Here is a 12,018-nt window from a genome sequence, read left to right on the forward strand (position 1 = left end):
TGTATAAGAGACAGGCGGTCAGGTGCGGTTTTCCGGTCCGCGCCTGCCTACGGGTAAAGTAACCGGGTCGATCAAGTTCAGCAGCGCCAACACGGCGGCGCGGGCAGAAGCAGATAGCGGAGTTCATGGGTTCAGTCATCAAGAAGCGGCGCAAGCGCATGTCGAAGAAGAAGCACCGCAAGCTGCTTCGCCGTACTCGCGTCCAGCGCAGAAAACTCGGTAAGTAACCCGTTCAGGCCCGTCCCGGCCGCAGCAAGTGGCGCCGATCGCCGGTATTGCTTTTACGGCGCGGCCGTTAGGCTGACGGGGTGGACGAGGCCGGACCCCCGAGCGACGGCACGCGCAGCGACACCAGGCATTACCCCAAGGTTGTGTTGGTGACCGGCGCGTGCCGATTTCTGGGTGGGTTTCTCACCGCACGGCTCACGCAGAACCCGTTGATCAACCGGGTGATAGCGGTGGATGCGGTCATGCCCAGCAAGGACATGCTGCGCCGGATGGGGCGCGCTGAGTTCGTCCGCGCTGACATCCGTAATCCCTTTATCGCCAAGGTGATCCGAAGCAGCGAAGTCGACACCGTCGTGCACGCCGCGGCGGCGTCGTACGTGCCGAGGTCCGGTGGTGGAGCGGCGCTCAAAGAGCTCAACGTGATGGGCGCGATGCAGTTGTTCGCCGCCTGCCAGAAGGCGCCCTCGGTGCAGCGGGTGGTGCTCAAGTCGACCTCGGAGGTCTACGGGTCGTGTTCGCGCGACCCGGTGATGTTCTCCGAGGACACCCAGAGCCGCCGGCCGCCTACGCAGGGGTTCCCCCGCGACAGCGTCGACATCGAGGGCTACGCCCGCGGGCTGGGCCGGCGGCGGCCCGACATCGCCGTCACCATCCTGCGGATGGCCAACATGATCGGTCCGGCCATGGACACCGCGTTGTCGCGTTACCTTGCCGGCCCACTGGTTCCGATGGTGGTCGGCCGCGACGCGCGCCTGCAGCTGCTGCACGAGCAGGACGCCCTGGGCGCGCTGGAGCGGGCTACCACGGCTGGCAAGGCCGGCACCTTCAACGTCGGGGCCGATGGCATCATCATGATGTCGCAGGCGGTCCGCCGGTCGGGTCGCGTCCCGGTTCCGCTGCCCGGAGTCGGACTGTGGGTCATGGATTCGCTGCGCCGGGCCAACAATTACAGCGAGATCAATCGGGAGCAGTTGGATTATCTGAGCTTCGGCCGGGTGATGGACACGACTAGAATGCGAACCGAACTCGGGTACAGCACCAAGTGGACCACCGCCGAGGCCTTCGATGACTACGTGCGGGGCCGCGGACTGAACCCGATCGTCGACCCCAAGTGGGTCCGTTCGGTGGAGCGCCGGACAATAAGCGCAGCGCAGCGCCTGGGGGATATCGGCTTGAGCAGGGCGCGGGGAGGTTAGCAATGGCTGATGATGTGAAGGCGAAAGTCATTCCGCTGCATAAGCGTTCGAGTTCGGTGCGCCGGCACCCTTCGGCGCTGGCCGCGGAGAACGCCTCGTCGGGCCAGGTTGCCGCGGTGGTGCGTGAGCTCGACGAGCGGCGCGCGGCCGGAGCCACCGGTGCCGCCGCGCCCACTCCCAACGAGTTCGCCCGCCGGGTGGCCGAGATCGCGGGATTTCTGCGGGAGCGGATCACGGGGGACTACCAGGTCGACGAGTTCGGCTTCGACCCGCACTTCAACGAGGCAGTCATGCTGCCGGTGCTGCGGTTTTTCTTCAACGACTGGTTCCGGGTCGAGGTCAGCGGTGTGGAGAACCTGCCGGTCGACGGGCCCGCACTGTTGGTGGCCAACCACGCCGGGGTGTTGCCGATGGATGCGCTGATGCTCTCGGTGGCGGTGCACGACCATCACCCCGACCACCGGAATCTGCGAATGCTCGCCGCCGACTTGGTGTTCGACCTGCCGATGATCGGCCCGACCGCACGCAAGGCCGGCCACACCATGGCCTGCACCGCCGACGCCAACCGGTTGCTGGGATCCGGCGAGCTGACCGCGGTCTTCCCGGAGGGTTACAAGGGTCTGGGAAAACGCTTCAAAGATCGCTACAAGCTGCAGCGGTTCGGCCGCGGCGGGTTCGTCTCGGCCGCGCTGCGCACCAAGGCGCCCATCGTGCCGTGCTCGATCGTCGGCTCCGAGGAGATCTACCCGATGATCGGCGACGTCAAGCTGTTGGCGCGGCTGCTCGGCGTGCCCTATTTCCCCATCACGCCGCTGTTTCCGCTGGCCGGCCCGGCCGGGTTGGTGCCGATGCCGTCCAAGTGGCACATCGCCTTCGGCGAGCCGATCCCCACCAGCCACTACGAAGCCGGAGCCGCCGACGACCCGATGGTCACCTTCGATCTGACCGATCAGGTGCGCGAGACCATCCAGCAGACGCTCTACCGGCTGCTGGCCGGCCGCCGCAACATGTTCTTCGGCTAGACCGGCTGGCCAGCGACTACTTTTTGCCCAGGGCCCGGTCGCGCATCGCCTCGAGGGCCGCGATGGTCGCCGCCTCGGTATCGGGGTCCTGGTTGACCGATTCGCCGAGCATGGTGACCACGCTGGTCACCACCGGTTCGCCGTTGGCGTCGGTGATCTCGCTGCGGACCTCGCTGACCACCGTGCCGTGCGACTCGATCACCGAGTCCAGGTAGGTGTCGAAGAATAGCTTGTCCCCGGCCACGATCGGCCGGTGGAAGGTGAACTTCTGGTCGCGGTGCAGCACCCGGGAGATGTTGATCGGGATGTCGAACTTCTCGAAGATCTCCATCTGCACCTGCCGTCCGGCGACCGCCAGGAACGTCAGCGACGCCACCAGGCCGGGATGGCCGGATTCGGCCGCAGCGGCCTCGTCGAAATGGGCCGGGTGCTCGTCTTTGACCGAGCGGGCGAACTCCCGGATCTTCTCCCGGCCGACCTCGAAATAGTCCGGGAATCGGTAGTGCGTACCGATGACTCCCTGCGATTCGGTGTGTACTGACATGCCGGTTTACCCCTCCGCTCGCCGTGGTGCTCGGCGGCGGAAGCCTATCAGCGAGCAGCTCAGCCGCGCTCGTTCCGGTGCGCCACGGCCGCCGCCAGGGCCCCGCCGACGGCCCCCAGGGCCAGCGCCGAGGGCACGCCGATGCGCGCCGCCCGCCGCGCGGTGCGAAAGTCGCGGATCTCCCATCCGCGCTTGCGGGCCATCTCGCGCAACGCCGCATCGGGGTTGATCGCCACCGCCGTGCCCACCAGCGAGAGCATCGGCACGTCGTTGAAGCTGTCGGAGTAGGCCGTGCACCGCCGCAGGTTGAGCCCCTCCCGGATCGCCAGCGACCGTACGGCGTGCGCCTTGCCCGGACCGTGCAGGATTTCGCCGACCAGCCGGCCGGTGAACACCCCGTCCACCGACTCGGCGACGGTGCCCAGCGCGCCGGTCAGGCCGAGCCGGCGGGCGATGGTCTCGGCAAGCTCATAGGGGGTCGCGGTGACCAGCCAGACCTGCTGGCCGGCGTCGAGGTGCATCTGCGCCAGCTCCCGGGTGCCCGGCCAGATCTTGTCGGCGATGATCTCGTCGTAGATCTGCTCACCCAGATCGACCAGCTCCGACACCGGCCGCCCCTCGATGAACGCCAGGGCTTTGCGCCGGCCGGCCGCGACGTCGTCGCTGTTCTCCTTGCCGGTGAGCTGGAACTTCGCCTGGGCGTAGACGATGCCGATGACATCGCGGTAGGTGAAGTAATTGCGGGCGGCCAGACCGCGTCCGAAGTGCACCATCGAGGAGCCCTGAACCAGGGTGTTGTCCACGTCGAAGAACGCCGCGGCGGTCAGGTCGACCGGTGGTGGTGTGCCGGTGTCGGCCATACCGGCAAGCGCCCGTTCCGCGCTGGCGTCGTAGGGCAGCGATGTCACCTCGGTTGCGGATTCGTGTTCGGGGCCCGGTGTCGTCATCACCTGACTCCTTCCGCAGCTGTGAGGGCCGGTGTTCCGGCCGTTCTCAACCCTATCCGGCCCCACCGCCGATGACCCGCAGGTGATCGTGCAGATCACCTTTGAGGTCAAACATCGAGTAGTCCCGGAAACTGAACCGCCAGACGCCGTCAACGCGCTCGAAGCTGTCGTAGTAGCGGCCGGCGGCGATCACCTGCAGCGCGACATCGTCGGTCTGCTGCAGCACGGTGTAGTAGGAGCGGCACGTCGCGGTCCCGGTGACGTCGTCGATGTCGAGGATCGGGTTGGTGATCACGTGTTTGGTGCGCGGCGTGCCGTCGGCGTGGATCACCACGAGCCCGCGCCACAGCCCCAGGATTCCCGCGCTGTCCATGACGACGGTGCCCTGCGGGTCGGCTTTGATCCGGGCGTGGGCGAACAATCCCGCGGCGCCCTCCAGGTCGCCGGAGTCCATCAGCTCCGCATAGCGGTAGAGCAGGTTCGTGATCGACACGGCGCTGGAAGTCATGGCTCGCCCTTATCCGCCCGAGGGCCCCGAGATGAGATGGTGCCGGCCGGTGGCCGGTCACACCGTAATCAATTCGCTGCGCCCCGTAGCGGCAATCCGGCCAACCCGATGGCCGCAGATCAGGCCGGGGGTGCTGCTGCGACACTGAGTCCATGGCCCGCCACCAGGTACAGCTGCTGACCCGCGAGGGCTGCCCGGTCTGCGTGCAGGTACACGCCCAGCTGACGCGGCTGGCGGACGAACTCGGATTCGACCTGGAGGCGGTCGACGTCGATGCCGCCGCGGCGGCCGGCGACACCGGTCTGCGGGCGGAATTCGGCGACCGGCTGCCGGTGGTGCTGCTCGATGGAGACGAGCACAGTTACTGGGAAGTCGACGAGCCCCGCTTACGCGCCGATTTGGCGGGTTCATGAGGCGGTACCAGCTTCGTCTCTCCTCCGTCGAACCTCGCTGAACCGCCGAATTTGGTAGGCCAGCGCTTTAGCCTCTACCGTGGAGTGAAGTTTGTTCACTGGTGACAGCAAGGAGCGGACCAGGTGATATTGCCGTGAGCGTCCTGCTCTTCGGGGTCTCGCACCGCAGCGCCCCCGTCTCAGTACTCGAGCAGCTGAGCACCGCTGAATCCGACCAGGTCAAGATCGTCGAGCGAGTGCTGCAGTCACCGCTCGTCACCGAGGCAATGATTCTGTCGACCTGCAACCGGGTCGAGGTGTACGCCGTCGTCGAGGCGTTCCACGCCGGATTGTCGGCAATCGGCCAGGTGCTCTCCGACCACTCCGGCATGCCGATGGCCGACCTCACCAAGTTCGCCTACGTGCGCTACAGCGAGGCAGCCGTCGAGCACCTGTTCACGGTGGCCAGCGGACTGGACTCCGCCGTGGTCGGCGAGCAGCAGGTGCTGGGGCAGGTGCGCCGCGCCTACGCCTCCGCCGAGGCCAACGGCAGTGTCGGCCGGGTGCTGCACGAACTGGCGCAACGGGCGCTGTCGGTGGGCAAGCGGGTGCACTCCGAGACCGGCATCGACGCCGCCGGCGCCTCGGTGGTGTCGGTGGCCCTGAGCATCGCCGCCAAACAGCTGGGCGAAGACGCACTGCGGGGCCGCACGGCGGTGGTGATCGGTGCCGGGTCCATGGGTGCGCTCTCGGCAGCGCACCTGGTGCGCGCCGGCATCGAACACATCCACGTGGTCAACCGCTCGCTGCCGCGCGCGCAGCGACTGGCCCGCAAAGTCCGCGACACCGGCGTGACGGCCGACGCCGTCGCCCTGGACCGGATGGCCGCCGCACTGGCCGGCGCCGACATCGTGGTGAGCTCCACCGGAGCGGTCAGCCCCGTGGTGTCGTTGGCCGATGTGCACCATGCGCTGGCCGACGGCAACCGCGACGAGCTGACCCAGCCGATGGTGATCTGCGACCTGGGAATGCCACGCGATGTCGACGCCGCGGTCGCCGGGCTGCCCGGGGTACGGGTCATCGACATGGACCGGATTCAGCGCGAGCCCTCGGCGCAGGTTGCGACTTCCGACACCGAGGCCGCGCGCGGCATCGTGGCCCGCGAGGTGGCCACCTATCTGGCCGGCCAGCGGATGGCCGAGGTCACCCCGACCGTGACCGCGCTGCGCCAGCGTGCCGCCGACGTGGTCACCGCCGAGTTGCTGCGGCTGGACCACCGGCTGCCGGACCTGCAGGCCGCCCAGCGCGAGGAGGTGGCGCGCACCGTGCGCCGCGTCGTCGACAAACTGCTGCATGCCCCTACCGTGCGGGTGAAACAACTCGCCAGTTCGCCCGGCGGCGACAGCTACGCCGAGGCGCTGCGCGAGTTGTTCGAACTCGACCCGACCGCGGTGGACGCGGTCGCCACCGCCGGCGAGTTGCCCATGGTCCCGGGTGGGCTCGATGTCGGCGCCGAAACCGGGTCGGCCGGGTAGACGTTTTGGATCCAGTAATCCGCATCGGCACCCGGGGCAGCTTGTTGGCCACCACCCAGGCCGGGACCATCCGCGACGCCCTGGTGGCCGCCGGGCACCCCGCCGAACTGGTCGTGATCAGCACCGCGGGTGACGTCACCTCGGGGCCCATCGCCAACATCGGGGTGGGCGTGTTCACCGCCGAGCTGCGTGAGGCCATCCTCGACGGCAGGGTCGACGCCGCCGTGCACTCACACAAGGACCTCCCGACCGCTGCCGACCCGCGGTTCCTGATCGCTGCCACACCGCGTCGTGAGGACCCTCGAGACGCGCTGGTGGCACGCGACGGACTGGTGCTGGGAGAGTTGCCGGCGGGTGCCGTCGTGGGCACTTCGTCGCCCCGGCGGGCCGCACAGCTTAGAGCACTGGGTCTCGGTTTGGAAATTCGCCCCCTACGAGGCAACCTAGATAGCAGGTTGAACAGGGTAAGCAGCGGCGAACTCGACGCCATCGTGGTAGCCCGGGCGGGTCTGGCCCGGCTGGGACGCCTCGATGCCGTCACCGAGACGCTGGAGCCGGTACAGATGTTGCCGGCTCCGGCCCAAGGGGCACTGGCGGTGGAGTGCCGCGCCGGTGATGCCGTACTGGCGGCGCTGCTGGCGGAGTTGGATGACGCCGACACCCGCAAGGCGGTCACCGCCGAGCGGACCCTGCTCGCTGAACTGGAGGCGGGTTGTTCCGCACCGGTGGGCGCGATCGCCGAAGTGGTCGAGTCCATCGATGAGGACGGCCGGGTCTTCGAAGAGCTGTCGCTGCGCGGTTGCGTGGCGGCGCTGGACGGATCCGACGTGATCCGCGCGTCCGGCATCGGCAGTCCGGACCGTGCCCGGGAACTGGGCGTGTCGGTCGCGGCGGAACTGTTCGAGTTGGGGGCGCGCGAGCTGATGTCGGAAGCGCGGTGAAACGGTGCGTGGGGAAGTGACTGGGAGTAACGAATGGCTCGCCAAGTGAGCGTGCGAGGGCAGAAGCCCAAGCCGGGCCGCATTGTGTTCGTCGGCTCGGGTCCGGGTGATCCGGGCCTGCTGACGACGCGGGCGCGGACGGCGCTGACGAACGCCGCGCTGGTGTTCGTCGACCCCGACGTGCCCGAGGCGGTGCTGGCGCTGGTCGGCACGGACCTGCCGCCCGTCGCCGGTCCGGTGCCCCCGGCCCCCAAAGCGGAAAAGGCCGACGACGCGGCCGGCGACGACGCCGCCGAGGCCGTCGACGAGGCCGCTACCGTTCCGGGCGGGCCGGACATCCGGCCGGCGCTGGGCGAGCCGGCCGAGGTGGCCAAGACGCTGACCGCGGAGGCCCGCTCGGGCTCCGACGTGGTGCGACTGGTGGCCGGGGACCCGCTGTCGATCGACGCCGTGATCACCGAGGTCAGCGCGGTCGCCCGGACCAATATCGCGTTCGAGATCGTGCCGGGCCTGCCCGCGACCAGCGCAGTGCCCACCTACGCCGGTCTGCCGCTCGGTTCGTCGCACACGGTGGCCGACGTCCGCGACCCCGAGGTGGACTGGGCCGCGCTGGCCGCGGCCCCGGGTCCGCTGATCTTGCAGGCCACCACCTCGCACCTGCCCGAGGCAGCCCGCACTTTGATCGAGTACGGACTGTCCGACGGCACACCGTGCGTCGTCACCACCTCGGGCACCACCTGCGCGCAGCGCTCGGTCGAGTCCAGCCTCGGTGGTCTGACGGAGGCTTCGGCGCTGGCCAGCATCGATCCGGTCATCCTGCCCAACGGCCAGGAGACCTCGGCCGGGCCGCTGGTGGTGACCATCGGCAAGACCGTCAGCAACCGGGCCAAGCTGAACTGGTGGGAGAGCCGCGCGCTGTATGGCTGGACCGTGCTGGTGCCGCGCACCAAGGACCAGGCGGGCGAGATGAGCGACCGGCTGGTCGGGCACGGCGCCTCGCCGATCGAGGTCCCGACCATCGCCGTGGAGCCTCCGCGGAGCCCGGCCCAGATGGAGCGGGCCGTCAAGGGTTTGGTGGACGGCCGCTACCAGTGGGTGGTTTTCACCTCGACCAATGCGGTGCGCGCCGTGTGGGAGAAGTTCGCCGAGTTCGGTCTGGACGCTCGCGCGTTCTCCGGGGTGAAGATCGCCTGCGTCGGCGAGGCCACCGCGGAACGCGTCCGGGCCTTCGGGATCAGCCCTGAGCTGGTGCCGTCCGGCGAGCAGTCCTCGCTGGGCCTGCTCGACGAGTTCCCGCCCTACGACGACGTCTTCGACCCGGTGAACCGGGTGCTGTTGCCGCGTGCCGACATCGCCACCGAGACGCTGGCCGAAGGCCTGCGCGAACGTGGCTGGGAGATCGAGGACGTCACCGCTTACCGCACGGTGCGGGCCGCTCCGCCGCCGGCGAACATCCGCGAGATGATCAAGACCGGTGGGTTCGACGCGGTGTGCTTCACGTCGAGTTCGACGGTGCGCAACCTGGTCGGCATCGCCGGCAAGCCGCACGCTCGCACCCTGGTGGCCTGCATCGGCCCCAAGACCGCCGAGACGGCGGCCGAGTTCGGGCTGCGGGTGGACGTGCAGCCCGAGACCGCGGCGGTGGGACCACTGGTCGACGCATTGGCCGAGCACGCCGCCCGGCTGCGGGCCGAGGGTGCGTTGCCCCCGCCGCGTAAGAAGAGCCGCAGGCGCTAGCGGTGACGGCGAGCGGGGCACGATGACTGCATTTCCTCGCCAACGCCCGCGCCGGCTGCGCTCGTCCGCGGCGCTGCGCCGACTGGTGGCCGAGACGTCACTGGAGCCCAGGCACCTGGTGCTGCCGATGTTCGTCGCCGACGGCATCGACGAACCGCGGGAAATCGGTTCCATGCCCGGGGTGTATCAGCACACCCGCGATTCGCTGCGCGCCGCGGCCGCCCAGGCGGTGGCGGCCGGGGTCGGCGGCCTGATGCTGTTCGGGGTGCCGACGGCGGCCGACAAAGACAGCACCGGTTCGGCCGGTGTTGCCCCCGACGGCGTGCTCAACCGCGCGCTGCGCGATCTGGCCGCTGACCTCGGCGATGCCACCGTGTTGATGGCCGACACCTGCCTGGATGAGTTCACCGATCACGGGCACTGCGGCGTGCTCGACGAACGGGGCCGGGTCGACAACGACGCCACTTTGGAATGCTATGTAGAACTGGCTGTGGCGCAAGCAGATTCGGGGGCCCACGTAGTCAGCCCGAGCGGCATGATGGACGGGCAGGTGGCCGCGATCCGGGATGGGCTGGATGCCGCCGGATACGGCGATGTGGTGATCTTGGCCTACGCCGCGAAGTTCGCGTCGGCGTTCTACGGCCCGTTCCGCGATGCAGTGGCCTCCACCCTGGCCGGTGACCGGTGCACCTACCAGCAGGAACCCGGCAACGCCCGCGAGGCGCTGCGCGAAGTCACGCTCGACCTCGCCGAGGGAGCCGACATCGTGATGGTCAAACCCGCCATGGGGTACCTGGACGTCATCGCGGCCACCGCCGCGGTGTCCTCGGTTCCGGTCGCCGCCTACCAGGTCTCCGGCGAGTACGCGATGATCGCCGCGGCTGCCGCCAACGGCTGGGTCGACGGGCGTTCGGCGGCGCTGGAATCCCTGATCGGTATCCGGCGTGCCGGGGCCGACATCGTGCTGACGTACTGGGCGGCCGAAGCGGCCGGTTGGCTGGCGTGACGGCCCCGCCCGAGGGCACCCGCCCCCCGGCCGACGGCGCGCCCCACCGCCCCGCCGATGTCGACACCGCTTTCTGGCTGTGGCTGGTTGCCCTGCCGCTGATGACGTGCGAATACGTGGTGAACATGCTGACCGGCCCGCAGATCGCGGGCCCCGAGATCGTCTATCCGGTCGCGGGGCTCACCGCGGTCGTGGTGATGGTGGTGGTCGCGACGTTTCTGATGTTGATGCGTTCGGGCTACCGGTGGGCGCGCGCCGTGCTGACCGGCGGGGGAATCGGCGCCATGGTGTACGGGCTCAGCGGGCTCACCGACGCCGACGCACGGCCGTCGGTCGCCGTCCTGGCTGCGATCACCGGAATCATCGGATCGGTGCTGATAGCCGCGGGCACGTTCCTGCTGCACCGGGCCGAAGCCAACGCGTACTTCGTCCGGTAGCCGGTTATCCGCTGCCGGCCGCGGGTGTCACCACGACCTCGACGGTGCCGGCGCCATCGGCGGCGATGATCAGCACCGGCGCGCCGGGTGCCGAGACGACGTGCCCGCCGGTGACACTGACCTGGTAGCCGTCCGGGTACTGAATGGCCGGCACCGCGATCTCGGTCTGGGCGCCTGCAGCGAAGTGTCCTGCGCCGCTGGCCATCTCGGTGGAGTAGCTGAGCTGGAAAACGCCGTCTCCGTACGACCAGGAGATCGGGGTGCCGGCAACGACCTGCGCGTAGGGCACCGCGGAGGCCTCCAGTCTGGCCCAGTCGATGTTGTCGCCGACCGGCGGCTTGCTGGGGTCATAGACCAGCGCCGCCCAGGGGCCGCTGCCGGTGAGGCTGGGCGTGCCGTTGTAGGCCCACTGCGACCAGCCCCACATCCGCTGGTCGGCGTTGTTCATCACCCGCATGATTTCATCGGCCCCGTTCGCCGATCCGTATTCGGTGATCAACCCCGGCACCCCGTACTTGCTGGTGTAGGCCTCGCCGTTGGCGGCCAGCAGGTCGATGTAGTCCGGGCACAGCGGCGAGAGGGCCGCGCTCACGCTGGTCAGCATGCAGTAGTCGTGGAACGCGAAGACGCCGTGGGGGTCGTCCACCTCGCGCAGCTGCGTCGGAACCGCCTCGTTGAACAGGGTGTTCGGCTCGTAGATCATCGGCGTGGTCGGGTCGACGGACCGGATCGCCGCGCTCACCTGGTTGTAGAACGGGGTCAGCTGTTGCGCTTCGAAGTAGGAATTGCCGAATATCGTTGACAGCCAGGTAGACCCGGGCCACGGTTCGTTGATGATCTCGTAGCCGGCGATGTTGGGGTCGTCCTTGAAGTAGTTGGCGACGGCCTGGGTCATCCGCGCGTAGTGGTTGAGCAATCCCACCCCGTCGGGGCCTTTGGCGTTGGACCAGAACGCATCCCAGGCGTGGTTCTGCGCGGGGTTCAGCGGGTAGTTGAGCCCGAAGCCGATGTCGGGGTTGGGCAGTCCGCCGGTCTGGGTCGCCCACTCCGGTGCGCCTTCGCCGCGGAAGACCGGGCTGAAGTCGTCCTGGTGGAAGTCGATGATGCTGACGATGCCGTGTCTGCCCAGGATCTGCACGGTCGTCTGGATCGAGGCCAGGTAGTTGTAGTCGATCACGCCGGGCTGTGGCTCCACTCCCGCCCAGATGACTCCCAGCCGTACCGAGTTGAAACCGTTGGCCGCCAGGAACGCCGCGTCGTCTTCATCGAACCCGCCGGCGGCCGGCGCGTACGGTGGAATCTTGTAGACCTCGTTGAAACCGTGCATGACCAGCACGCGGCCGTCAGCGCCGGTGATCCAGGTCCCGGTGGTGCTGATGCCGGCGACGGCGGCAGGGGCACCGTCGAGCGTGCCGAAGTGGCCGTGATCGCCGTGGGCGCCGACCAGCAGGCCGGCGTTGCCGCCCGCGCCGCCGAGGGCGGGCAGGTCGCGGGGGCCGCTGTAGACGCTGTCTCTTATACACAT

At 68.8% G+C, this 12,018-nt stretch carries 13 protein-coding genes; 9 read left to right on the forward strand and 4 right to left on the reverse strand.

Annotated features, from left to right (window positions below; all coding sequences use genetic code 11):
- Positions 1–125: 125 nt before the first annotated feature.
- The 3 genes from LI92_RS22440 (at position 126) to LI92_RS16430 (ending at position 2,446) form a co-directional block, all read left to right on the forward strand.
- Positions 126–227 (forward strand): 30S ribosomal protein bS22, encoded by a 102-nt coding sequence (locus tag LI92_RS22440; RefSeq protein WP_003402602.1) that lies wholly within the window; start codon positions 126–128, stop codon positions 225–227.
- Positions 228–308: 81 nt separating this feature from the next.
- The gene (locus LI92_RS16425) at positions 309–1,424 is read left to right on the forward strand and encodes an SDR family oxidoreductase (protein ID WP_046320665.1); all 1,116 of its coding nucleotides are present in this window, start codon (positions 309–311) and stop codon (positions 1,422–1,424) included.
- Between the two features lie 2 nt (positions 1,425–1,426).
- Positions 1,427–2,446 carry a lysophospholipid acyltransferase family protein gene (locus tag LI92_RS16430; RefSeq protein ID WP_046320667.1) on the forward strand — a complete coding sequence of 340 codons (1,020 nt, stop codon included), beginning with the start codon at positions 1,427–1,429 and terminating at the stop codon, positions 2,444–2,446.
- Positions 2,447–2,462: 16 nt separating this feature from the next.
- Here LI92_RS16430 and LI92_RS16435 read toward each other — a convergent pair whose 3' ends face one another.
- The 3 genes from LI92_RS16435 to LI92_RS16445 are packed head-to-tail and all read right to left on the reverse strand — an operon-like array spanning position 2,463 to position 4,445.
- Positions 2,463–2,990, reverse strand: coding sequence for an FAS1-like dehydratase domain-containing protein (locus LI92_RS16435; RefSeq protein WP_046320668.1), 528 nt, complete (start codon positions 2,988–2,990; stop codon positions 2,463–2,465).
- A 59-nt stretch (positions 2,991–3,049) separates the two neighbouring features.
- Positions 3,050–3,937, reverse strand: coding sequence for an HAD family hydrolase (locus LI92_RS16440; RefSeq protein ID WP_046320671.1), 888 nt, complete (start codon positions 3,935–3,937; stop codon positions 3,050–3,052).
- 52 nt (positions 3,938–3,989) lie between these two features.
- Complete coding sequence (locus LI92_RS16445; protein WP_046320673.1) at positions 3,990–4,445, reverse strand: nuclear transport factor 2 family protein; 456 nt, start codon at positions 4,443–4,445, stop codon at positions 3,990–3,992.
- A gap of 152 nt (positions 4,446–4,597) precedes the next feature.
- Between LI92_RS16445 and LI92_RS16450 the strand changes: the two genes are divergently transcribed.
- The 6 genes from LI92_RS16450 to LI92_RS16475 all read left to right on the forward strand — a co-directional run bounded on the left by LI92_RS16450 (position 4,598) and on the right by LI92_RS16475 (position 10,493).
- Positions 4,598–4,858: a glutaredoxin family protein gene (locus LI92_RS16450; protein ID WP_046320674.1), complete on the forward strand. Its 261-nt coding sequence runs from the start codon at positions 4,598–4,600 to the stop codon at positions 4,856–4,858.
- Positions 4,859–4,992: 134 nt separating this feature from the next.
- Complete coding sequence (locus LI92_RS16455) at positions 4,993–6,372, forward strand: glutamyl-tRNA reductase (protein WP_046320675.1); 1,380 nt, start codon at positions 4,993–4,995, stop codon at positions 6,370–6,372.
- A gap of 5 nt (positions 6,373–6,377) precedes the next feature.
- Positions 6,378–7,313 carry a hydroxymethylbilane synthase gene (gene hemC, locus LI92_RS16460; RefSeq protein WP_046320676.1) on the forward strand — a complete coding sequence of 312 codons (936 nt, stop codon included), beginning with the start codon at positions 6,378–6,380 and terminating at the stop codon, positions 7,311–7,313.
- 33 nt (positions 7,314–7,346) lie between these two features.
- A complete protein-coding gene (locus LI92_RS16465) occupies positions 7,347–9,050 on the forward strand; it encodes a bifunctional uroporphyrinogen-III C-methyltransferase/uroporphyrinogen-III synthase (RefSeq protein ID WP_046320680.1) in 1,704 nt (567 codons plus the stop codon).
- Positions 9,051–9,072: 22 nt separating this feature from the next.
- The gene (gene hemB / locus LI92_RS16470) at positions 9,073–10,056 is read left to right on the forward strand and encodes a porphobilinogen synthase (RefSeq protein WP_046320681.1); all 984 of its coding nucleotides are present in this window, start codon (positions 9,073–9,075) and stop codon (positions 10,054–10,056) included.
- On the forward strand, positions 10,053–10,493 hold the full coding sequence (locus LI92_RS16475; RefSeq protein WP_046320683.1) for a hypothetical protein: 441 nt from the start codon (positions 10,053–10,055) through the stop codon (positions 10,491–10,493). Before hemB ends, LI92_RS16475 begins: the two co-directional genes overlap by 4 nt.
- Positions 10,494–10,497: 4 nt before the next feature.
- Here LI92_RS16475 and LI92_RS16480 read toward each other — a convergent pair.
- The coding region (locus tag LI92_RS16480; protein ID WP_052740823.1) for a cellulase family glycosylhydrolase at positions 10,498–12,018 on the reverse strand (1,521 nt) is incomplete at its 5' end.

The sequence above is a fragment of the Mycobacterium sp. UM_Kg1 genome (genome assembly GCF_000972925.1).
GTDB classification, from domain to species: Bacteria; Actinomycetota; Actinomycetes; order Mycobacteriales; family Mycobacteriaceae; genus Mycobacterium; species Mycobacterium hiberniae.